At 57.2% G+C, this 23,295-nt stretch carries 18 protein-coding genes and 2 pseudogenes; 14 read left to right on the top strand and 6 right to left on the bottom strand.

Annotated elements, in window-relative coordinates:
• Positions 1-131 precede the first annotated feature (131 nt).
• The 4 genes and pseudogenes from nrdG (at position 132) to HMPREF1494_RS09625 (ending at position 7,379) form a co-directional block, all read left to right on the top strand.
• Positions 132-845 carry an anaerobic ribonucleoside-triphosphate reductase activating protein gene (gene nrdG, locus HMPREF1494_RS09635; RefSeq protein WP_003839168.1) on the top strand — a complete coding sequence of 238 codons (714 nt, stop codon included), beginning with the start codon at positions 132-134 and terminating at the stop codon, positions 843-845.
• A gap of 207 nt (positions 846-1,052) precedes the next feature.
• Positions 1,053-4,568, top strand: a pseudogene (locus HMPREF1494_RS09630) (acyl-CoA dehydratase activase-related protein); the annotation flags it as partial.
• A gap of 27 nt (positions 4,569-4,595) precedes the next feature.
• Positions 4,596-5,927, top strand: a pseudogene (locus tag HMPREF1494_RS12015) (activase); the annotation flags it as partial.
• Positions 5,928-6,107: 180 nt separating this feature from the next.
• Positions 6,108-7,379: a glutamate-cysteine ligase family protein gene (locus HMPREF1494_RS09625; RefSeq protein WP_012902403.1), complete on the top strand. Its 1,272-nt coding sequence runs from the start codon at positions 6,108-6,110 to the stop codon at positions 7,377-7,379.
• A gap of 99 nt (positions 7,380-7,478) precedes the next feature.
• Here HMPREF1494_RS09625 and HMPREF1494_RS09620 read toward each other — a convergent pair whose 3' ends face one another.
• Positions 7,479-8,231 (bottom strand): gluconate:H+ symporter, encoded by a 753-nt coding sequence (locus HMPREF1494_RS09620; protein WP_081724144.1) that lies wholly within the window; start codon positions 8,229-8,231, stop codon positions 7,479-7,481.
• A gap of 73 nt (positions 8,232-8,304) precedes the next feature.
• The gene (locus HMPREF1494_RS09615) at positions 8,305-9,078 is read right to left on the bottom strand and encodes a glucose 1-dehydrogenase (protein WP_034522425.1); all 774 of its coding nucleotides are present in this window, start codon (positions 9,076-9,078) and stop codon (positions 8,305-8,307) included.
• Between the two features lie 248 nt (positions 9,079-9,326).
• Here HMPREF1494_RS09615 and HMPREF1494_RS09610 point away from each other — a divergent pair, with 248 nt between their 5' ends.
• Positions 9,327-10,343, top strand: coding sequence for a LacI family DNA-binding transcriptional regulator (locus tag HMPREF1494_RS09610; protein ID WP_034522483.1), 1,017 nt, complete (start codon positions 9,327-9,329; stop codon positions 10,341-10,343).
• Positions 10,344-10,353: 10 nt separating this feature from the next.
• Here the strand turns inward: HMPREF1494_RS09610 and HMPREF1494_RS09605 are convergent, their stop codons facing one another.
• Together HMPREF1494_RS09605 and HMPREF1494_RS09600 are read right to left on the bottom strand one after the other, a co-directional pair.
• On the bottom strand, positions 10,354-10,518 hold the full coding sequence (locus HMPREF1494_RS09605) for a hypothetical protein (protein WP_003839181.1): 165 nt from the start codon (positions 10,516-10,518) through the stop codon (positions 10,354-10,356).
• Positions 10,515-10,682, bottom strand: a complete 168-nt coding sequence (locus tag HMPREF1494_RS09600) for a 2,5-diketo-D-gluconic acid reductase (RefSeq protein ID WP_034522423.1) — start codon at positions 10,680-10,682, stop codon at positions 10,515-10,517. The genes HMPREF1494_RS09605 and HMPREF1494_RS09600 overlap by 4 nt, the downstream gene beginning before the upstream one ends.
• 38 nt (positions 10,683-10,720) lie before the next feature.
• Here HMPREF1494_RS09600 and HMPREF1494_RS09595 point away from each other — a divergent pair, with 38 nt between their 5' ends.
• Both HMPREF1494_RS09595 and HMPREF1494_RS09590 read left to right on the top strand, forming a co-directional pair.
• Positions 10,721-11,419, top strand: a complete 699-nt coding sequence (locus HMPREF1494_RS09595; RefSeq protein ID WP_003839184.1) for a TetR/AcrR family transcriptional regulator — start codon at positions 10,721-10,723, stop codon at positions 11,417-11,419.
• 204 nt (positions 11,420-11,623) lie between these two features.
• Complete coding sequence (locus HMPREF1494_RS09590; protein WP_034522421.1) at positions 11,624-13,750, top strand: beta-galactosidase; 2,127 nt, start codon at positions 11,624-11,626, stop codon at positions 13,748-13,750.
• Between the two features lie 72 nt (positions 13,751-13,822).
• On the opposite strand, the gene HMPREF1494_RS09585 is transcribed toward HMPREF1494_RS09590, so the two are convergent.
• Positions 13,823-14,449, bottom strand: coding sequence for a TetR/AcrR family transcriptional regulator (locus HMPREF1494_RS09585; protein WP_003841204.1), 627 nt, complete (start codon positions 14,447-14,449; stop codon positions 13,823-13,825).
• A 326-nt stretch (positions 14,450-14,775) separates the two neighbouring features.
• On the opposite strand from HMPREF1494_RS09585, the gene HMPREF1494_RS09580 reads away from it, so the two are divergent.
• From HMPREF1494_RS09580 to HMPREF1494_RS09560, 5 genes are all read left to right on the top strand, one after another.
• Entirely contained in the window at positions 14,776-16,101 is a 1,326-nt protein-coding gene (locus HMPREF1494_RS09580; RefSeq protein ID WP_003839191.1) for an MFS transporter, read from the top strand.
• Between the two features lie 269 nt (positions 16,102-16,370).
• Positions 16,371-17,717 carry a glycoside hydrolase family 30 protein gene (locus HMPREF1494_RS09575; RefSeq protein WP_003841205.1) on the top strand — a complete coding sequence of 449 codons (1,347 nt, stop codon included), beginning with the start codon at positions 16,371-16,373 and terminating at the stop codon, positions 17,715-17,717.
• A gap of 185 nt (positions 17,718-17,902) precedes the next feature.
• A complete protein-coding gene (locus HMPREF1494_RS09570) occupies positions 17,903-19,066 on the top strand; it encodes a glycoside hydrolase family 5 protein (RefSeq protein WP_034522419.1) in 1,164 nt (387 codons plus the stop codon).
• 115 nt (positions 19,067-19,181) lie between these two features.
• Positions 19,182-20,390: a glycoside hydrolase family 5 protein gene (locus HMPREF1494_RS09565; RefSeq protein ID WP_003839199.1), complete on the top strand. Its 1,209-nt coding sequence runs from the start codon at positions 19,182-19,184 to the stop codon at positions 20,388-20,390.
• Between the two features lie 29 nt (positions 20,391-20,419).
• Positions 20,420-22,066 (top strand): glycoside hydrolase family 43 protein, encoded by a 1,647-nt coding sequence (locus tag HMPREF1494_RS09560; RefSeq protein WP_034522415.1) that lies wholly within the window; start codon positions 20,420-20,422, stop codon positions 22,064-22,066.
• 91 nt (positions 22,067-22,157) lie between these two features.
• Here the strand turns inward: HMPREF1494_RS09560 and HMPREF1494_RS11515 are convergent, their stop codons facing one another.
• A complete protein-coding gene (locus HMPREF1494_RS11515) occupies positions 22,158-22,325 on the bottom strand; it encodes a hypothetical protein (protein WP_153881423.1) in 168 nt (55 codons plus the stop codon).
• 4 nt (positions 22,326-22,329) lie between these two features.
• On the opposite strand from HMPREF1494_RS11515, the gene HMPREF1494_RS11510 reads away from it, so the two are divergent.
• Together HMPREF1494_RS11510 and HMPREF1494_RS09550 are read left to right on the top strand one after the other, a co-directional pair.
• The gene (locus tag HMPREF1494_RS11510; RefSeq protein ID WP_034522412.1) at positions 22,330-22,509 is read left to right on the top strand and encodes a hypothetical protein; all 180 of its coding nucleotides are present in this window, start codon (positions 22,330-22,332) and stop codon (positions 22,507-22,509) included.
• A gap of 56 nt (positions 22,510-22,565) precedes the next feature.
• Positions 22,566-23,201, top strand: coding sequence for a TetR/AcrR family transcriptional regulator (locus HMPREF1494_RS09550; protein ID WP_003841215.1), 636 nt, complete (start codon positions 22,566-22,568; stop codon positions 23,199-23,201).
• Positions 23,202-23,295: the final 94 nt, after the last annotated feature.

The raw sequence follows: 23,295 nt of genomic DNA, 5'->3' as shown, positions 1-23,295 counted from the left end.
CATGACGAGGGGCATCCGACGAAGCTTGGTAGGGAGGGATCAGGGAGCCCAGACTTCACTGTCCCTCCCTTTGTCATACTTCGCATGCCACCTCCCTCGCGAGAGGGGTATGTGTTATCGAGGAGGCAGATGTGATCAGCAGCGTCAGCACGGCGATCAAACGACATGATTTCGCGCCGAACGAACATGATCGTGGGCCGTTCATCCCTACCGAACGCTCCAATAACCCCAAAGCCGGCCAATGGACGAACCGGATGAGTCACAACATGGTGGCCGACTACAAACGTTTTCTCATGACCGATGGCGAAGGGATTCGCTGCTCATTGTATGTTTCGGGTTGCCCGTTCTACTGCGAAGGCTGCTATAACTCCTCGATCTGGGATTTTCAGGCCGGGCATGAGTACAACGACAGACTGGAAGCGCAGATTCTCGAAGATGTCGGGCAAAGCTTCGTGCAGGGCATTACCTTCCTCGGCGGCGAGCCGATGCTCAACACCGGCATCCTGATTCCTTTGGCGCGCAAGATCCGCGAACGGTACGGACATACCAAAGACATCTGGTGCTGGACCGGCTATACGTGGGAGGAGCTCATGCGTGAAGGCGAAAGTCCCGACAAGCGAGAGCTACTTGAGTTGGTCGACATTCTTGTCGATGGTCGTTATATCAAGGATCTGCATGACTCGTTGCTGCAGTTCCGTGGAAGCTCCAACCAACGCATCATTGACGTGCCGAAATCACTGGAATCCGGCGAAATCGTCATTTGGCCGAAACTGCACGACCAACTCCGCGTCATTCCGGAAATCTACGGCAAGGACCGTGCCGCGGGGGAGGGGGACGCTTCCTGAAGGGTGTCCCCTTGACCATCTTGAAAACTATACAGGCTGACTAAAATAATTGTCTAAATTACGCCTTGTGTCGCGCGAATCATGCGGCACGATGGTCGCTTAGGCGTGGCCACAGACTACCATTACATATTTGGATAACCGGGCCATGGTCACCTGTGGGGACACGGGGGAGGCTTACCGGCACTACGAATAGGTATAGAGGTATACATGGTTGAAGCAGCAGATACCGCGGTCGAATCCCGCGATACGAAGCCGTTGCGTGTAGGTCTTGACATCGGTTCGACCACGGTGAAGGCCGTGGTGCTCGACCAGACCGACGCGCTCGATGGCGTGCTCTTCTCCGACTATCGTCGTCATCACGCCAACGTACGCGCCACAGTGGCGGGACTGCTTGAAGACATTCACAAGGAACTCGTGGCTCGGGATCGTGGCGATGAGCCGATCCGACTGGCCATTACCGGCTCCGGCGGCCTGGCTCTGGCCGACAATCTCCATGTACCGTTCGTGCAGGAGGTCATCGCCGAGACCCGCGCCATCGATCAGGAATATCCGCAGGCCGACGTGATCATCGAACTCGGCGGCGAGGATGCCAAGATCACCTACTTGAAGCCGACTCCGGAACAGCGCATGAACGGTTCATGCGCCGGCGGTACCGGCGCGTTCATCGACCAGATGGCCACCCTGCTCGACACCGATGCGGCGGGGCTCAACGACATGGCCAAAAGTTACGAGACGCTCTATCCGATTGCTTCGCGATGCGGCGTATTCGCCAAAACCGATTTGCAGCCGCTCATCAACGATGGCGCGGCGAAGCCCGATCTGGCCGCCTCCATCTTCACCGCCGTGGCCACACAGACCATCGCAGGCCTGGCTTCCGGCCGACCGATTCACGGCACCGTGATCTTTCTTGGCGGGCCGCTCTTTTTCATGTCTGAACTACGCGAAGCCTTCCACCGCGCCCTTGAAGGCAAGGTCGACGAATTCATCGTGCCGACCGACGCTCACCTGTATGTGGCCTTCGGTTCGGCATTGTTGGCGGGCGAGCCCGACCAGCTGGAAGACGGCGTTCATTTCGAGGCACGTACCTGCGAGGATATTCTCGAGAATCTCGAGGATTTGAAGAATCTGCCTGCGAACACGCCGACCATGCCTCCACTGTTCCCGACCGAGGCGGAACGTGAGGCGTTCAACGAACGTCATCATCGCGAGCATGTGCATATCGGTACGCTGGAAGGTGCAATCGGTCCTCATTTCCTCGGCATCGACGCCGGATCGACCACCATCAAGGCAACGCTGGTGAACGATGACCGTGAAATCGTATGGTCATCATACGCGACCAACGAAGGCAGCCCGCTGACCGCCGCCGTGAACATCGTCAAGAAAATTCAGAACGAACTGCCGCAAGACGCGTGGATCGCGCGCTCCTGCGCAACCGGTTACGGCGAAGGCCTGATCACCACCGGCCTGCACCTTGACGAAGGCGTGGTTGAAACCATGGCCCATTACCGCGGTGCCGAAATGGCGAGCCCGGGCGTCACCGCCGTCATCGACATCGGCGGCCAGGATATGAAGTATCTGGCCATTTCCGACGGCGTAATCGACTCCATCGCCGTGAACGAGGCCTGTTCCTCAGGCTGCGGCTCGTTCCTGCAAACCTTCGCGCAATCCATGGGCCTGACCATTCAGGAATTCACGCAGGCGGCCCTGAACTCCACACATCCGGTGGATTTGGGCTCGCGTTGCACCGTCTTCATGAACTCATCCGTCAAGCAGGCGCAGAAGGAAGGCGCCTCGATGGAGGACATCGCGGCCGGTCTGTGCTACTCCGTGGTGCGCAACGCCTTGTATAAGGTCATCAAGCTGCGTGATTCGGGCGAACTCGGTGACACCGTGGTGGTGCAGGGCGGTACGTTCCTCAATGATGCCGTGCTACGCGCCTTCGAACTGCTCACCGAACGTGAGGTCACCCGACCGAACATCGCGGGCCTCATGGGTGCGTATGGAGCGGCCCTGACCGCGCGCATGCATTATTCCGATGTATCCGACGGACTTGATGGCGAACCTGACGATGCGGCGAACACCGGCATCAAGCAGATCGTGATCGACGGCGTGACGCACACTGCATCGAACATCATCTCCGGCGAGGACCTCGACCACCTGTCGATGACCTCCGAACGTGACGTATGCAAGCTATGCCAGAACCACTGCAAGCTCACCATCACCACTTTCCAAGACGGCTCGCGCTATGTGACCGGCAACCGCTGCGAACGCGGCGGCGACTCCAAAAAGCAACGCTCCGACAGGCCGAACCTGTACGACTACAAGTACAAGCGTTGCTTCGCCTACCGCAGGCTCACCGACAAGAAGGCCACCCGTGGCGAAATCGGCATTCCACGCGTGCTCAACATGTATGAGAACTATCCGTTCTGGTTCACGCTGCTCACTTCGCTCGGCTTCAAGGTAATGATTTCCGGCCGTAGCTCGCACGAGCTGTTCGAGACCGGCATCGAATCGATCGCCTCCGAGAACATCTGCTATCCGGCCAAACTGGTGCACGGCCATGTCAAATGGCTGCTCAACAAGGGCATCAAGACCATCTTCTACCCGTGCGTGTCATATGAGGAGAACCTGGTTCCGGACACCGACAACCATTACAACTGTCCGGTCGTGGCCAACTATCCGGTGGTCATCGGTGCGAACATGCCCGAACTGCGTGAGGAAGGCGTGCGCTACATGCGCCCGTACTTCAACATGGCCAACCACGAACTTATGATCGACCGTATCGTCGAGGAGTTCGCCTGGGCTGACGTGACCCGCGAGGAAGCCGAGACCGCGGTTAAGGCCGCCTACGCCGAAAACGAGGTGTTCAAGCACGACGTGCAGATGGAGGGCCTGAAGGCGCTCGCCTACATGAAGGAACACAACTGCCGCGGCATCGTGCTTGCGGGCAGGCCCTATCATATCGATCCGGAAGTCAATCATGGTATTCCGGAAACTATCTGCGCGCTCGGCATGGTGGTGCTCTCCGAGGATTCGATTTGTGACCTGCAGCCGGGGCAGAAGCTCGCCCTGAGCGAATTCCTGGCCGAGGGCGAGGAAGATCCGCGTAAGAAGAACGCCAACGGATTCCGCCATGTCGGTGACCGCAAGGTGACCAAGATGCCATTGCGCGTCACCAATCAGTGGGCCTACCATTCCCGACTGTATGCGGCCGCCAACTTCGTGGCCTCCTATCCGGGGCTCGAACTCGTGCAGCTCAACTCCTTTGGCTGCGGTCTTGACGCCATCACCACGGATCAGGTGTCCGAAATCCTTGCGGACAAGGCCGACGTGTACACCATGCTGAAAATCGACGAGGTGTCCAATCTGGGCGCGGCCAAGATTCGACTGCGTTCGCTCAAGGCCGCCGTCGAGGAGCGCGAACGCAATCACAAGCGCGCCGTTGCCGCATCCATGCCCACCAAGCAGGATCAACCCGGCAATGCCGACGCCGTAGCCGACGCCAAAGCCAAGCTTGACGAGGTCAAGGCACAGCTCAAGGCCGCTGAGGCTGAGCTCAAGGCCGCCGAAACCGCGGCCATCAAGCAGGCCGGACAGGGTGGATTCCGCAAGACCGGTTCCGCCGCCCCGACTCCGGGCCGTCAGATCATGCTCGATACGGTGATGAAGGCCAATCCGAAGCTTACCGAAGCCGTGAAGGCCGCATCCAGGCGTGCCGCTGAAAATGGCATCGGCGAAAGTCGGGAAGGCAAGAAGACGGCTCATAATTCCGCCACCATGTCGAAATATGCGAACCGCATTCCATTCGGCAAGGATATGAAGGACTACACCATCGTGGCTCCGCAGATGAGCCCGATTCACTTCTCATTGGTGGAATCCGTGATCCGTTCCGGCGGCTATAAATTCGACATTCTCAAGCACGCCAGCCGCGATGATGTCGAAATCGGCCTGAAGTACGTGAACAACGATGCCTGCTATCCGGCCATCATGGTTATCGGCCAGCTTGTGAATGCGATTCTGGAAGGCAAGTATGATCCGGACACCACTGCGCTCGCCATCACGCAGACCGGCGGCATGTGCCGCGCCACCAACTACTTCGGCCTGATCCGCAAGGCGCTGGTGGATGCCGGCTATCCACAGATTCCGGTCATTGCCATCTCCACTCAAGGTATCGAAGACAATCCGGGCTTCAAGGCGACCCCATCTCTGCTGCATCGTGCCGTCAAGGCGCTGGTCATCGGCGATCTGCTGATGAAATGCCTGTATCGGGTGCGTCCGTACGAAGTGACCGCAGGAAGTGCCGACAAGCTGTATGAGACGTGGGATGTCATCGTGCGTGAAACGCTTGAACATCACGGTTTCTCCAAGACGGCACGCAAGTTCATCGGCAAAGGGTATCTGCCGTATCAGGAGCTTGTCAAGGAAATCGTCAGGTCCTTCGACAAGTTGCCGTTGAAAGACGAGCCGCGCAAGGTACGCGTCGGCGTAGTCGGTGAGATTCTGGTCAAGTACCAGCCGGATGCCAACAATCACGTGGTCGATGTGATTGAATCACAGGATTGCGAGGCCGTGGTGCCGGGAATCATGGAGTTCATGACCACCCGTCCGTACATTGCCGACTGGAACGAGCACTATCTCGGTATGGGTGGCAGCAAGCTTGGCTATGCCTTGATGCGTAAGGGCTTGGACCTGTATTTGAATCCGGTGCGCAAGGCAATCGGTCTGGCAAACGGCAAGTTCTCCCAGGACCTGCCGATGCCTGAACTGGTCAAGAAGGCCGGTGAGGTCACTTCCGTGGGCGTACAGGCCGGCGAAGGCTGGCTGCTGACCGCCGAGATTCTGGAACTCATCGAATCGGGATGCCCGAACGTGATTTGTGCGCAGCCGTTCGCCTGTCTGCCGAACCATGTGACCGGCCGAGGCATGTTCGGCAAGATTCGGCGTCTGCATCCGGAGGCCAACATCGTATCCATCGACTATGATCCGGGCGCTTCCGAAGCCAACCAGCTCAACCGTATCAAGCTGATGATTTCGGCGGCGAAGAAGGCGTATAGGGCCCACCAGTCTGAGCCCGCAGCCTAGTGCCTTCCTCAATCTACCGACGCTGAAACGGTCTGAGCGTCGGCAGATTGAGATTAGCCTCAATCTACCGACGGTGGCGGGCCTTGAGCGTCGGTAGATTGAGGTGGCGTATAAGCGTTATCGATTTTCCATATAGCGGTTCCTGCGTTGCGGATGCCGATTTTCGTTAGGATGACCATCATGACAGCACCAAGAATTACGTATGCGCACCTGCTGACCGAGCCGAACCCGAAGCATGTGGAAAGCCTGGTCAAGTTTTTCGAATCCGGTTGCCAAGGCCGTGGAACCGGTGGCTTCGGTGTGGAGATCGAACACCTGCCGGTGCACAACAGTGACGATACCGCCGTGAACTATTACGAGGAAAACGGTATCGAGGCGTTGTTGAACCGTATTCGTCCATACTACGACGAAAGCAAGGAATACTGGGAGAACGGACGTCTTGTCGGGCTTGGACGTGAGGGCATTTCCGTTTCCCTCGAGCCGGGTGGCCAGCTCGAATGTTCGCTCGGCATCCTGCATAAACCCGAGGAACTGAGCAGACTGTACGGTGCGTTCCGACGTGAAGTCGATCCGGTGCTTGATGAGTTGGATTTCCGTTTGGTGAACTATGGCTACCAGCCGAAATCGGGCTATGCCGATATTCCCGTCAATCCGAAGGACCGGTATAAGGCCATGACCGCCTATCTTGGCCGCGTCGGTCAGTTCGGCCCGTGTATGATGCGATGCTCGGCTTCCACACAGGTGAGCATCGACTATGTTTCCGAGAGGGATGCGATTGCCAAGTTGCGTTTGGGAACGGTTATCGGTCCGATTCTGGCATGGTTTTTCCGTAACACCCCGTATTTCGAAGGGCAGGAAAATCCTTATCCGTTGCTGCGTCAACGCATGTGGGATTATTTGGATTTCCAACGCACCAATGTGATTCCCGGACTGTTTGACCCGCGTTTCGGTTGGGAGGATTACGCGGTGGATGTGCTGTCCACACCGCTGATGTTTGCCGATCTGACGCATACGCCGGAGGCACTGGCCACACCTGGAGCCGATTTGCACCATCCTGCATTCTACGAGAACGCGAACGATGCATATCCGGATCGTGAGCTTAACGCATATGAGATCAATCATGTGATCTCCACGCATTTCAACGATGTTCGTCTGAAGAATTTCATTGAATTCCGTCATTGGGATTCATTGCCGATCGCACGTGCGCAACGGCTTACTGAAATCATTGGCTCGCTGTTCTACGACTCCACGAATCGTGAACGTCTCGAATCATATTTCGATGGCATTCGCGAGGAGGATGTGCTTGAGGCCAAGGCGAATCTGCAGGCACGTGGACGCCAGTCCGCTCCTTATGGCAATTCGCTGGAATTCTGGCAGGAATTCCTGGGACTGGAGGGTGTACTGGCCGACGAGCCAGGCGATCCGAAGCATCCCAACGTGTTTCAGGCATAGGGCCGAGAGTGCCGGTTTCAATCGGCCTGCGGTCGGCTACTGATAAGAAAAGCCTGTGGGGGCATGCCGTTGCTGCCCCACAGGCTTGGATGTTGCTTGTCAGATGAATAGTGACAAGCCCAGTACGGAGACCAGTCCGGTTACGGACATTACCGTAGTGGCGGTGGTCCAAGACAGGAACGTCTCCTTGAGCGAAAGACCGAAATACTCTTTGATCATCCAGAAGCCGGCGTCGTTGACATGATCTGCGATGACCGATCCTGCACCCACTGCCAGCACCATCAATGCCGGATTGACTGAAGACATCGCCAGCATGGGAGCGACCAGTCCGGCGGCGGTGAGAGACGCCACGGTCGCGGAGCCAAGGCAGACTCGTAATACTGCGGCCACCAGCCAGGCGGCAATCAGCGGAGACATGTTGAGATTGGCGAACAGCGAGGATACGTAATCAGATATGCCGCCATCGACAAGTACCTGCTTGAATGCGCCACCGCCGCCGATAATCAGCAGCATCATCGCTATCTGCTTGACGGACTCGGTCATCGACGTGCTGATTTCGGACACGGTCTTTTTGCGGGCGAATCCCATCGACCAGATTGCGAAAAGCAAGGAAAGCAGCATTGCGGCATCAGGTGCCCCGACGACTTGGATGGCCTCGTTCACCGGATTGCTTTCCGGCAGAATGAAAGAGCAGATCGTTGCGATGGCGATCAGAATGACCGGCATCATGGCGGTCAGTACGGAGATGGCGAAGCCGGGGGTCTCTTCCTCCTTGAATTCTTTGAAATCACCGAGTACTGCGATGTCGATGTTTGTGCGATATAGATCCGGACGAACGCGATGCAGGAGCATGTTGAACAGCGGACCCGCGACAATGGTGGTACCTTTATGTTTCTTGGTATGAGGTCATGTATTTGGCGATATGTCAGCGAAGCAGGTATCCGCCGTCGACGGGGAGCATGACACCGGTCACGTAATCGGATGCCTTGGAGCACAGGAACACCATCGCTCCCATCAGTTCCTTCGGCTCTCCCCAGTGGCCCGCCGGAATATGTTCTCGGATTTCAACGCTTCGTACTGGATCCTCTTGCAGGGCCTTGGTCATAGGAGTGTTGATGTAGCCGGGAGCGAGACCATTGACCTGCACATTGTAGGGGGCCAGGGCATCGGCATAGGCTCGGGTCAGTCCCATGACTGCATGCTTGCTTGCCGCGTACGGGAAGATGAACTTGCCCGCCCGATAGGACTGCATGGAACCGATATTGACGATTTTGCCGCTTTTTTGCTCAATCATGATCGTTGCGACTTCGTGGGAAAGGTAGTACAGGGCGTTGAGATTGAGTTCGATGACGGCTTTCCAATCCTCGTCGGGGAATTCCACGAGTTCATGTCTGCGTTGCATGCCTGCATTGTTGATGAGCACATCGATTCGTCCAAATTCCTGCATTGCCTGTTGAACGATCTTTTTGGCCGCACCTGGCTCCGTGATGTCCTGCAGCATGAATACCGCCTTGCGTCCATTGGTCTCTACGGCAGCTCGGGTCTCCTCCCACCCTTGTCGGTCGTAGGAGACGATGAACACATCCGCGCCGACTTTGCTTACGGCTTGGGTGTAATACTGCCCCAAGCCACTTGCGCCGCCCGTGATGAGTACGACTTTATCCGTCAGATTGAAGCTGTTGAGTGAGAACTCTTCCATGATGCCTCCGTTGGCTTTGTGATGGTTAGTTTAACGATACATCTTATGGTAATCAACATTCTTTGTTGTGTTAGGTGTATCGATACCCCTATGATAAACACCATATGGACGATTGTCAATCCACATGGCCTCAAGTCCTTGGGGCGCAAGGGACTGAAGCATGTCGGATGGGCGTGTCGTTGACGGAACGGACTCGATGAAGAAGGGGCGGTACAATGATTGACTATTCCGACGGAAAGGGAGTTGCTATGGCAAAGGCGACCATTGCGGATATCGCACGTGAGGCGCAGGTGTCGGTGACGACCGTGTCGCGTTTTATTAACGGAAACTATGGGAAGATGAGCGCGGCTACGAAATCTCGCATTCAGGAGACTGTGGATCGTCTGGACTACAGGCCGAACGCATCGGCAAGGCGGATGCGTCAGCAAAATACGCATGTGGTGGGTGTCGTGGTCGCTGATATCTCGAATGTGTTTTCGTCATTGCTGTTCAAAGGCATCGATGAGGAGTTGCGTCCGGCTGGATACGATGTCATGCTGATGAATTCCGATAATTCTCTCGAGGAGGAGCGTGCCGAAATCAACCGTCTGTTGTCTCAAAGGGTTGATGGGCTGGTGATTCAGCCCAATGCCTCCGATTTCAACGCATATTCTTCCATTATCACGGCGCGCACGCCATTGGTCGTCGTGGATAGGGAGCCGGAGAATCTTCCCGATTCCGTATCGAGAGTGATGTCGGATAACGAGGATTCATGCATGAGGCTAGGTAAGCGACTGGTGGATGCTGGCTATGACAATGTCTTGGTGCTTTCGCGTATGAAAAGCGAGATTTCCGCACAGACTCATCGAGTGGAGGGGTTGCGGAAGGCCGCAGATGAATCCGGTATTCTGATGATTGCGATTGATGTCAAGGACAATGACGTCGACTGGATCGAGCGAAAGCTGTCCATCGCGTTGGGTCATCTGAGCGGTAGGACCGCGATCGTGTCGTTGATGGGGCCGTTGCTGTTCGATGTGTTGGCGGTGTTGCGCGCCTTGGGCGTCGGTTTCCCGGATGGCGTCGGTCTGGTCAGTTTTGATGATTGGCGTTGGAGCCAGTATGTGCACGATGGCATCTATTTGCTGGAGCAGGATCCCAGAGAGATGGGGCGCGCCGCCGCGCATGATCTGTTGTTGCAGATTCGGGCGAAGGAAAACGGGATTCCATATGAAGGAGACGGGAGTGTGGTGCTTCCCGTCTCCTTCGTGGAGGCTCCGTCGATCTGATGGTGCCTTGCTAGGCCGTGACGTTTCCGCGCGCTCGCTGGTTGGCCCGGGACTGGGATTGACTGAACGTGTTGGGGTCGCCGGAAATGCGCATGGCAGGATTGTGCAGGGCTCTGATGGCCTGCATCTCATCCGGATCCAGCTTGAATCCGAAGACATCCAGGTTCTGTCTCATGCGTTCTCGGTGTCGATGTGCCGGTAGCCGATTTCCAGAGCCTGCTCGATGGCCTGCTGCGTAGCGGTTACCGGAATCTGATAGGTGCCGAAACCGATCTGAAGAATGGGGACGGAATTGTTGAGTTGCATGTTTGGGACCGATGGGATTGATGGCTGCGTCATAGCGCTCCTTTGTACAGACGTTAGGAAAACGATACACCATGATGTGCGTGTCGGCGAACGGGGCCGTGTTGGCCGTGGGGTGGATGCTGGTCGGTAGACTGGGATGCATGACTGGTGCGGGGAAAAAACGTGTTCGCAAATCTCCTGAGGAGCGTAAGGCCGAAATCGTTGCGGCGGCGGTCAAACTGATAGGGGAGAAGGGCTTCTATGGCACGTCGTTGAAGGACATCGCCGATGAGATCGGTATGAGTCAGCCGGGGTTGCTGCACTATATCGGCAATAAGGAGAACCTGCTGTCGATGCTTGTCACCGATAACTATGACGCTTATGGAACGCCGCGGGATTTCATGGAATCGGGCTTGCCCGGCAGTGATCCGAACGGCATGAGTTTTCCCGCATATCTGCGGTTTCTGGTGCGGTACAACGCGAAGCGACAGAGTCTGTTGCAGCTTTACATGGTGTTGGAGTCCGAAGGATTCAGCCCCGAGCATCCGTTGCATGACTATTTCGAAGAGCGCCCGAACCTTGTGTGGGAGCATTATTCCGAATATCAGTGGAATATTCCGCCTGAGGTCGGTGGATGGCGGAATATGCGGCCGACGGTGCGCATGTGTCTGGAGGCGATGGATGGCATTCAGTTGCGATGGATGCGCAAGCCTCCGATCGACCTGTACGATGAGTGGCTGCTCTTCGAGAGGATCATCTTCCCCTCCCCGGTGTGGGATAACTACCGGTAGGCTTCGTCGCCTGACGTCTGCACTCATGCGTGCGGACTCGCATGCTTGCGAGAGGTATTGTTTTCTAATGGATGTTAGATAAGACATGCCTGATTTCTCGCCGTTCTTGACAAATTGCCGTGTCGAGATGTATCTTCTTTATATCTAATAACCGTTAGATATAAATGCAAGTGCATGTCAAGGAAGACAATAGAAAGAGGAGCCATGAGTCGCAACAGCGCGGACCATATCCTTTTCGGCGCCGCCTACTACGACGAATACCTCATGATGAAGGGCATCGATCGTATCGATGAGGATATGAGGATGATGAAGGACGCCGGGCTCAACGTGATTCGCATCGCCGAATCCACGTGGAGCACCTGCGAACCCCAACCGGGCAAATTCGACTTCACCTATGTGGACCGCGCCCTCGACGCGGCCCAGCGCGCCGGCATCGACGTCATCGTCGGTACGCCGACCTACGCCGTGCCCGGCTGGCTCGTCAAGCTCGACCCGAGCGTGCTCGCCGTCACCCCGAACGGCGAAGGCAAATACGGCGCACGCCAGATCATGAATATCGTTAACGCCACCTACCGTTTCTACGGTGAGCGCGTGATCCGCAGGCTCATCTCCCACGTGGCCGACCATCCGGCGGTCATCGGCTATCAGGTGGATAACGAGACCAAGTACTACGATTCGGTCTCCGACGACATGCAGCGTCTGTTCGTCAAATACCTGTACGAGAAATTCGATGGCGACCTCGATGAGATGAACCATCGCTTTGGCCTCGACTACTGGTCCAATCGTGTGGACTCCTGGGAGGACTTCCCGGATGTGACCGCGACCATCAACGAATCCCTCGGCGGTGAGTTCGACAAGTTCCGCCGCGACCAGGTGCGCGCCTTCCTGCAGTGGCAGGCCGACATCGTGCGCGAATATGCGCACGACAACCAGTTCATTACCCACAATTTCGATTTCGAATGGCGTGGTTATTCCTTCGGCGTGCAGCCGGCCGTCGACCATTTCAAGGCTTCGACCGCTGTGGACATCACCGGTGTGGACATCTACCATCCGACCGAAGACGATCTGACCGGCAAAGAGATCGCATTCGGCGGCGATATGACCCGTTCCACCAAGGACGGCCGGAACTACCTAGTGCTCGAAACCGAAGCGCAGGGCCAGCACGGCTGGGTTCCGTTCCCGGGTCAGTTGCGCTTGCAGGCATACTCCCATCTGGCCTCCGGCGCCGACATGGTGGAATACTGGCACTGGCATTCCATCCACAATTCATTCGAAACCTACTGGAAAGGCCTGCTGAGCCACGACCTGGAACCGAACCCGACCTACCGTGAGGCCGGCGTATTCGGTCGCGAAATCGCCAAGCCAGAAGTGGGGGAGCGTCTTGTCCACCTGAAGAAGCGCAATAAGGTGGCCATCATGGTCTCCAATGAATCGCTGTCCGCGCTGGACTGGTTCCTCATCGAATCCGGCTTCCCGTTCGGTGGCAGCCTCAAGTACAACGACGTGGTGCGCAATGTGTATGACGCGTTGTTCGAACTCAATGTGGAATGCGACTTCATACCGTCCGACGCCGACGCCGAACGCCTTGCCAGGTACGGGATGATCGTGACCCCGGCCCTGTACTGCACAGGCCAGAAAACCACTGACCGTCTGCGTAAGTTTGTGGAAAACGGCGGCCATCTGGTCTCCACCATGCGTTCCTTCGTCTCCGACGACGAGGTGAGCGTGTGGGCTGACCGCGCTCCGCACAACCTCACCGACGTGTTCGGCATGACCTATAACCAGTTCACCCGCCCGAACGGTCACGTATCCGTGGAATTCGCCGGCGCGCTCGAAGGTGTTCCATCCACCCAAGCGCTTTCGCTGATCGAGCTGGTGGCCCCGGCTGACGGCACCGAAGTACTTGCCACCTACGGCCACTATGCATGGAAGGATTATGCGGCCGTGACCCGCAACACCTTCGGCAAAGGCAGCGCCGAGTGGATCGCCACCTTGCTGGATGCCGAATCGATTCGCGCCGTCATGCGAGAAGCCGTGGAATATGCCGGGGTCGCGGGCGCCGGCACTGCGCTCGCAGGTCGGATTGCGGTTCGCCAGGGCACGAACACTCAAGGCGAGACGGTGACGTATCTGCTCAACTATTCCGCCTCCGACATCACCATCGCCAGTCCGGTGCCGGGTGAGGTGGTGGTCGCGCCGGTCGTGATCGCCTCGGAAGGCGAGATCGACGAGGTGGCCACGGCCGATGTTGCGCTGAAAGCGGGCGATGCCGTTGCCATCGGTGACGAACTGACGATTGGCCGCTGGAACGTGGTCGTTATCGTCGGTTGAGCCGAATCCGCCCGGCGCAGGAGATTTGTCGACCGACGCCGGGCGGTCGGAACGACGGCGGAATGACTTTCGTCAGGGGATGATCAGATCGATGAGGGCCTTCCACTCGGCCACGAAGTCGATGTCGTGAGATCCGTTGAGCCATCGCAGCTGCAAGCCTTCCATGGCGGAGAGCACCTGCAAGGCGGTGCGCTCCGGATCGGCGACCCCGTCGCGCTTTGCGGCGAACGCATATTCCCTGAGCAGATTGGTCTCGCGCTGTTCGAAATACTCGTGCACGGGATGGTCCTTGCTGAGCGCTTCGCTTTCAAGCAACGTGTACAGGCGGACCATTTCCAGACGGTCGGCATTGGTTTCCACGGTGCCTGTGGAAATGGCTTTCAGCCCCAGATCGCAATGGTATGCAATGCCGTCCTGCAAGACTTCGCCGGTCACGCCTTCGACGCCCAAATGTTTCGCGATGGCGATCTGATTGATGCGATCGGCGTACTTGAGGGTTTCTTCGAGAAGCTGTTCCTTGGAGTTGTAGTAGTAAAGGAGGCCCGCTTCGGTGATGTTCTGAGCTTGGGCGACGTCGCGAATGGTGAAGCCCCAGAAGCCGAACTGCGAAATGAACGAGATGGTGGTTTCGAGGATGCTTTTCCTACGATCCTCGGCGCTCATTCGTTTCTTGGTGGTGGTTTCCGTACGGCGACGCATGATTTCTCCTTTTTGTACTTACTAAGTTATAGCAGAGGGAGGGGGAATCGTTGAAAATCATTGGGACACGCCGGAGAATGACAGTCAGATATCTTTGTAATATGATTTAACTAAGCAGTTACTAAGTAATAGATAACTTATGTACTGCGGGGCATGGTCAACGACGATCCCTAAGGAAAATCGATGGTCGGGCATTGCCGACTTGCGTTTTTCCGTCGGGTGGTTTATGGTAAAAAACAAGTTAGTTACCATATGGTAGTTAGCAAAACGGAGCAAAGCAGCTCACACATTTCACTACTGAAGCATGAATCGAAGGAGAGAGTTTCATGAGTGAAGCAATCGCAAGCAAAGAAGAGCGTCTGTCGGCATACTACGCCAACATCGCGGCGGCGGAAAAGGACCCGTCGCTCTCGCCGGCAACGGGCAAGCCGCTCGATAAGGTCACTATCGCCCGATTCGGCGCCGGTTTCATCATTTTCGGCGTACTATGGATGTCGGGTCTTGGCATTGTTTCCGCAGTGCTCCTACCGATGCATTACAAGACCATCGAAGGCGTCAATCCGGATGCGTTGATCGGTATCGTCAACGCCTTCACCGCGGTCGCATCCCTGATCGCCAATCTGATGTTCGGCAACTTCTCGGACCGTTCCCGCTCGAGGTTCGGACGTCGTACTCCGTGGATCCTGTTCGGTGCGGTGCTTGGCGGCGTCACCCTGTTCCTGACCGGCACCACGCATAATGCCGTGCTGCTCACCATCTTCTACTGCGCCTGCATGTTCGGCCTGAACTGCATGATCGCCCCGATGGTCGCCATCCTGTCCGATCGCGTGCCATCCGGCATCCGCGGCACCATGTCCGCCTTCTACGGCGCCGGTGCCACCATCGGTTCCCCGATCGGCACCATGCTCGGTGCACTGTTCATCAAGAATCTCATCCCGGGCTTCGCCGTCGCAGGCGTACTCATGTTCCTCGGTGGCGTCGTCTCCATGCTTATCATGCCGAAGGAGGAGTCCGCCGACTTCCTGCCGAAGGATGAAGGCTCCCTCAAGGACGTGCTCGTCTCCTTCCGTCCGCCGGCATTCCATGGCGCGCATGACTTCTACAAGGCGTTCGTTGGTCGTTTCTGCATGCTCGTTTCCTATCAGATGATTGCCGTCTATCAGCTGTACATCATCCAGAACTACATCGGACAGTCCGTCGACGAATCCGCCGTCACCGTGTCCGTCGTTTCCATGATCATGATGGTCATGTCTCTGGTCGGCTCCTTCATTTCGGGTCCGGTCTCCGACATCATCGGCCGTCGTAAGGTCCCGGTCGTCGTGGCGTCCGTGCTGTTCGCCATCGGCATCGCCATGCCGTGGGTCTTCCCCTCGTCCATGGGCATGTACCTGTTCGCAGGCATCGCCGGCCTTGGCTATGCGGTCTACTCCGCGGTCGATCAGGCCCTGCTCGTCGACGTGCTGCCGAACAAGGAAGAGGCCGGCAAGGATCTGGGCATCCTGAACATGGCTACCACCCTCGGCCAGATGTGCGGCCCGATCGTGATGTCCGCCCTCGTGGTGAACCTCGGCTACAACTTCGCGTTCCCGACCTCCATCGCCCTGGCCATCATCGGTTGCTTCTTCATCATGGCCATCAAGAAGGTCAAGTAGGCCATCCTTCCCTGAACGGGAACGGAAGGAACATCATAACAAGCAACGTGACGTGACGGCGTTGCGAACAGGGAAGCTACGGCGGTCCGTTCCGGACCGCAAGGACTCGGCCTTGCATGGTCCGAACGTGCCGGAACGGACCGCCGTGGCTCCTCTGCAGGAAAACGTACCAGCTTGGGCGATTGCATTGCCATGACGAATGCAATGGGTCGAAACCTAGGCCGAAAACCGCAGATTCCAATATCAACGACGATATCAAGGAGTGTCCAATGACCACCTGGACCGCAACCACGCAAGACGACAGACTCGTCGACAAAACTTCCGAAATCGAATCCACCAACTCCGCCTCCGCCTCCGACTTGCAGCTCGACGGCAATGAGTATCAGGCCCTGCGTGGCTTCGGTGGCTGTTTCAACGAGCTCGGCTGGCTGCCACTGCAAACGGTCACCGAAGAGGAGCGCGACCAGATCATCAAGGAACTGTTCAGTCCCGACGAGATGAACTTCACCTTCAATCGTGCACCCGTCGGTGCCAACGATTTTGCCGACCACTGGTACAGCTACGACGAGACCGACGGTGATTACGAGATGGAGCATTTCTCCGTCGAGCATGATGAAAAGACTCTGATTCCGTACATTCATCGTGCACAGGAATGGCAGCCGGATATGCAGCTGTTCTCCAGCCCGTGGAGTCCGCCGACGTGGATGAAGCGCCCGAAGGCCTACAACTACGGCCGTCTTGTGCAGACGCCGGAGAACCTCAAGGCCTACGCCAAGTATTTTGTCAGGTATGTGCAGGCCTACGCCGAACACGGCATCACCGTGAACCAGCTGCACGTGCAGAACGAGGTGTTCGCCGACCAGAAATTCCCGAGCGCCCTATGGGATTCCGAAGCGCTCAAGGTGTTCATCCGCGACTATCTCGGTCCCGCGTTCGACGAAGCCGGGATCGACACCGACATCTGGCTGGGCACGCTCAACGGCCCGGAAGACATGGCGTGGACCGGCGGCGGCTACGGCATGAAGCTCAACAACTACAACCGTTTCGTCGATAACATCCTCTTCGATGACGATGCGCGCAAGTACATCAAAGGCATCGCCTACCAGTGGGCCGGACAGAACTGCATCGCACGTACGCATGAGTCGTGGCCGGAAATCGAGCTGATCCAGTCGGAATCCGAATGCGGCACCGGCGACAACAGCTGGGAATATGCAGAGTACATCTTCCACCTGATCAACCATTACCTGCGCAACGGCGCCACCGCCTACACCTACTGGAACATGATCCTCGACGACCAGGATTCCACATGGGGATGGTGGCAGAACTCGCTGTTCACCATCACCGCCGACAAGCATGAAGTGCGCCGCAATCCGGAATATTACGTGATGCGCCACTTCTCGCACTACGTCAAGCCGGGTGCGAAGGTGCTCGGCACTACCGGCCACTTCAACTCGATGGCCATCGCATTCCGCAACCCGGACGGCACGGTGGTGGTCGTGGTCCAGAACGCCCTCGATGAGGAGCGTCCATTTGAGTTTGCCGATCCTTCGTCCGCCAACCGTGGATTCAAGGTGACGCTGGCCCCGCGTTCGTTCAACACGTTTGTGCTGGATTAGCGGGGACGGTGGCTCGGTCGATTGACTGAGCTGACAGCGGCTTGGAGGGTCTGCCGAACGGTGGTCTTTCCTTTCTCTTCCCACCGTCGCCCTCGAAGCCGGTGTTGTATTGCAAGGCGCCTGCCTGACGGAATTGGTTACTGGTTCCGCATGGCAGGCGTCAACATGCTGCGAAAGGAGCCGGCATGACGTTGGGAGTCGACGAGAAGATCAATGGCGTGAATCTCGGCAACTGGTTGGTGTTGGAAAAATGGATGAAACCGGCCTTGTTCGAAGAATGCGGCGAGGATGATGAAATCTGGATGCATCGCACGATGGAACCGTCCAGGTTGGAGGCGCTGCTACGACGCCATCGTGAAACATATGTGACCGAGCGGGATTTCATCGCCATCGCTTCACACGGATACAATCTGGTGTGCATTCCCGTTCCGTACTTCGTCCTCGGCGATGTGGAGGGACATCCGGGATGCATCGAATATGTGGACCGCGCTTTTGCTTGGGCCGATCGGTGCGGATTGCAGGTGCTGCTTGACCTGCACACCGTGCCGGGCTCGCAAAACGGTTACGACAATGGCGGAATCACAGGCGTATGCACATGGCGCAAGGACCCGGAGGCCGTGGAATATGCGCTGACGGTGCTGGAACGTCTCGCCAAGCGCTATCGGAATGAGCCGGCATTGTATGGCATGGAAGTATTGAACGAGCCGATCAGCTGGCTGGTATATCGGACGGCGCCGTCCACCGGCCATGCCAAGGACAAGGAGGAGGCCAAGGGCAGCGGGCATGTGCCCATGAGATTCTTGAAAGACCTGTATCGCGACGCGTATCGGCGTTTGCGAGCCATCTTGAAACCGGAAAGCGTGATCGTGTTCCATGACGGATTCCGATTGGGCGCTTGGAGAGGCTGGTTCGGGAAGGAAGGCATGACGAACGTCATGTTGGACACGCACATCTACATCATCGCCATGGAGACATTCGTACCGGTGCCTGCGATGTGGCTGTACCGGTTGTTCGTCGCATACGGCAAGGCGATGATTCGGCTGGCCGCACGGCATGTTCCTGTTATGGTGGGCGAGTGGTGCCTGATGAATACTCTCGCGCAACGGCAGCGCGATGCGGTGGAACGCAAGGCGATCTACCGTGAAGTGGCCCGGCTTGAGTTGGATGCGTGGAACGTGTCCGCGGGGCAGATCTACTGGAGCTACCGGTTGTTGGGCAATGATGCGATGGGGGATTCCCGCGGCGGCAACGGTTTGGAAGGATGGGATCTGACGTGTGTATGGCGCAACGGATGGATGGCTCAATCGACCGACGAAGGCGCCGATGGCGAGCGAACGGTCGATTCATGAGCCGTGAGCGTCGTGGCGATCTGGCGGTTGCATGTCTCGGATAATTATATTATGATTTAACTAAGTGGTTACTAAGTACATAGAAACTACTATGGGACCGTACAAAGGAGTGCATATGGATCTGAACTACATCAAAGGCGTGAACCTCGGCAACTGGTTGGTTCTGGAGAAGTGGATGAACCCGACGTTGTTCGACGGCACCACCGCGGATGACGAATACTATCTGCCGACCCAGCTTGATCCAGCCGTTTACGAAGCGCGCATCGCAACGCATCGCGCCGAATACGTCAACGAACGCGACTTCGCCACCATCAAATCATGGGGCCTGAACTCCGTGCGCATTCCGGTGCCGTATTTCATCTTCGGCGACCGGCCGCCGTTCATCGGCTGCGTCGACGAACTCGACAAGGCGTTCAACTGGGCCGATAAGTATGGTCTGACCATTCTCATCGACCTGCATACCGCGCCGATGAGCCAGAACGGCTTCGACAATGGTGGCATCTCCGGCGTGTGCAAGTGGGCGCAACTGCCCGACGAGGTGGAATTCGTGCTGTCCGTGCTCGAACGTCTCGCCAAGCGTTACGGCAACCGTGAAGCGCTGATGGGCATTGAAATCATCAACGAACCGAACACCACCACTTCCTGGCCGATGATGAACGTGACCGAACGGTACAAGGCGGTCGATCCGGAACTGGCCGCAGGCACCGGACCGATTGCGTTCGACTGGTTGAAGGACTTCTATGTCACCGCCTACCATCGCCTGCGCGACGCCGACAGGGGAGCTCTGCCGACCGATAAGGCCGTGGTGTTCCACGACGGTTTCGACATCGGGCAGTGGAAGGACTTCATGCGCGGTGATGACGGCAAGCTGGCGCCGGAATTCGAGAACGTGATTCTCGACACCCACCAGTATCTGATGACCGCCGAAATGATGGGTTGCCCGCAGACAGTCGAAGGCTACGACGATTTCGTGAGGAATACGTACGCGCCGATGATCGAGGAGATGAGCGAATACTTCCCGACGATCGTGGGCGAGTGGTGCCTGTTCAACTCCGTCGGTTGCGGCGTGGATACCCATGGTGGCCAAAGTGTGCTCAACGGTGAGGAAGGCGCACAGGCCGAGACGCTTTCTGCCGAAGAGAAGCGCGCGCTATACCAGGGTGTGGCCGAATCCCAGCTCAACGCCTGGAGCAAGGGCCACGGTTTCTACTACTGGAACTACAAGCTGCTCACCGACACCGTCAACACTCCCGGCTGGATTGGCTGGGATGCATGGGATCTCGGCCGGTGCATCGCCCAAGACTGGTTCCCGATCCAAAAGTAATCCCGTACACCAAAAACAAAGGAAAAGCAATGCTGCACAATCCGATTTTCAAGGGCTTCAATCCCGACCCGGCCATCTGCCGTAAAGGCGACGATTACTACGTGGCCGTCTCCACATTCGAATGGTTCCCGGGCATCCCGATCTACCATTCCAAGGACATGAAGCACTGGGAATTGCTGACCCATGTGCTTACCGACGACGCCACACCGAACCTCACCAAGCTGCCCTCCGCCAAGGGTATCTGGGCTCCATGCCTCACCTACAATGAGGCCGAAGACATGTTCTACGTAATCTATGGCGTCATGAACTCCATGAATGCCCGATATTTCGACGTGAACAACTATCTCATCAAATCCAAAAGCATCGAAGGTCCGTGGAGTGAGCCGGTCTATCTGACCTCATCCGGATTCGACGCATCCATCCTGCATGACGATGATGGCAGAAAGTACATCGTCAGCCTTGAATGGGAAACCCGTGAAGGCTATGAGAAGCCCGGCGTGATCTGCTGCGTGGAATACGATCCGGAAACCGAACACGTGGTCGGCTATCCGAAGCGTATCTGGCGAGGCGCCACAGACCGTGGCTGCATCGAAGCGCCGCATCTGACCAAGCGCGATGGCTGGTACTACATCATGTGCGCCGAAGGCGGCACCGGCTACAACCATGCCGTGACCATGGGCCGCTCCCGCAATGTGTGGGGTCCGTACGAGCCGGATCCGAACGGTCCGCTCGTCACCTCCCAGCCGAAGGAATCCAACGAGCGTGCCGATGACGACCATCTGAAGCCGCGTTACTTCAATCCGGAATCCGTATTGCAGAAGTCCGGTCACGGATCGTACGTGGATCTGCCGAACGGCGAAACGTATCTGGTGCACCTGACCAGCCGTCCGTTTGTGCCGGAACTGCGTTGCACGCTCGGTCGTGAGACCGCCATTCAGAAGATGACGTGGACCGACGACGGCTGGCTGCGCATGGCCGACGGCTCCAATCTGGCCAAGCTGGAGGTCGAGGAACCGAATCTGCCGGATGTGCCGATGCCGGAAATCCCGCAGCATGATGACTTCGACGGCGATGAGATCGGCAACTGGTACTACTCGCCGCGCCAAATGCCGACGACCTTCGCCAACGTGACGGAACGTCCCGGCTGGCTGCGCATCCGTGGCGAGGAATCACTCGCATCGCTCAACCGTACGAGCCTGATCGCCCGCAAGCTGACCAGCGTATACGCCACCGTCACCACGAAGATGGAGTTCGAGCCGGAAGTCTACCAGCATTCCGCCGGTCTGACCGTGTACTACGACAACATGAACAACGTCTTCCTGCGCAAGTACTACTCCGAAACGCTTGGTGGCCCTGCAATCTCCATCGTGCGCCTTGAGAACGGCGAGAAGACGGAGATGCTCGACACCCGCGTGGCCGTTGAGGACAAGCCGATTCACATGCGTCTTCGCATCGAAGGCCGCCGCACCTGGTTCGAGTGGGGCTATGACGGCGAGACCTGGACTACGATCGGCCCGGATTTCGACACCACCACCTTCTCCGATGAATACTGCAAGTATGGCGAATTCACCGGCACGATGGTCGGTATCGCCGTCACCGACGCTTCGCTGCATGAGAAGACCGCCGACTTCGACTTCTTCGATTACGAGGCGGACGAGACCAAGCCGGTCGACTGAATTTCGGGCGAGTATCGATGAGAAGCGCGGATGGCCTTGTGGGGCAGGGCCATCCGCGCTGATTATTGGTTATGCATGGGCAGACTCGTGACTACTCACCGTCATTGGCGGCGGGCTCACCGGTTTCCGCAGCTACCGTTGCGTCTCGCTTGCGTCGGCGCAGGATCTGCAAGGTCGCAATGGCGATCAATGCGACCGCTCCGACCGTCACCACGCCGTCGAGCGCATACACGCCCCAGCGCCACAGCGAACTGGTCAAGGAGATGCGCGAATCGTTGACCGTCTATGATGCGACGGCCAACACGGGCAATGATGCGCTCGATGCGCTCATCACGGAGCGCAATTTTTCCTGTGCCCGAAATGACATCCGTATGACCTGCTCGTTGATGATGGGGTTATTCATGGCCGCTCCTTGTCGGTTGCGGAACGTCGGTTCATTATGATGATGGTTGACGCGAAATAACGGGAATGAAGCAGCATCGGCGCTAGACTCGAAATCATGGTTGAAGAAGAGGTTGTGAGGCGCGTGCGCAAATCGCCGGAAGAGCGCCGTGAGGAAGTGCTGGATGCGGCGGTGCAGCTGATCAGCGAACGTGGATACAACGGCATCTCCGTGCAGGATGTGGCCGATAAGGTCGGCATTTCCAAACAGGGTGTGCTGCGATACGTCGGCAACAAGGATCATATGTTGGCGATGGTGTATAGCGAGTATTACAACGGTACCGGCACTCCGGAGGATTTCTTTGCATCGGGCATGCCCGGCAGTGATCCGACCGCGCCGTTGTTTCCGGCCTACTTGCGCTATCTGGTCCGGCATAATTCGCGCCGTCGCATGATGGTGCAGTTGTTTACGGTACTGGCGGCCGAATCACTCAATCCTGGCCATCCGCTGCATGACGAATTCATGTCGCGCATGGACGGCATTTGGGAAAATTATTCGAGGTATCCGTGGCTCGTCCCGCCGCAGCTGGGTTCGTGGCATGAGAGCATGCGGCCAATCGTCCGTAAAGCCATGGAGATCATGGATGGCATTCAGCTGTGGTGGTTGCGTGAGCCGGAGGTCGATCTGTATACGGAATGGTCCGAAATGGAGAATCTGCTGTTCCCCTCACCGCTGTGGGATGCGTATCGCTGATTGAATCTGTCGGGCTGATTGGGTCTGCAGGGGCTGGTCGAAGCTGCTGGAGCCGGTCGGTCGTGCACGATTCGGTATTGCGGCACCTTGCGTG

The organism is Bifidobacterium sp. MSTE12, assembly GCF_000513015.1.
Classification (GTDB): domain Bacteria; phylum Actinomycetota; class Actinomycetes; order Actinomycetales; family Bifidobacteriaceae; genus Bifidobacterium; species Bifidobacterium dentium.
Note: the sequence above shows the minus strand (reverse complement) of the source record. Positions and strands in the feature narration are given on the sequence as shown.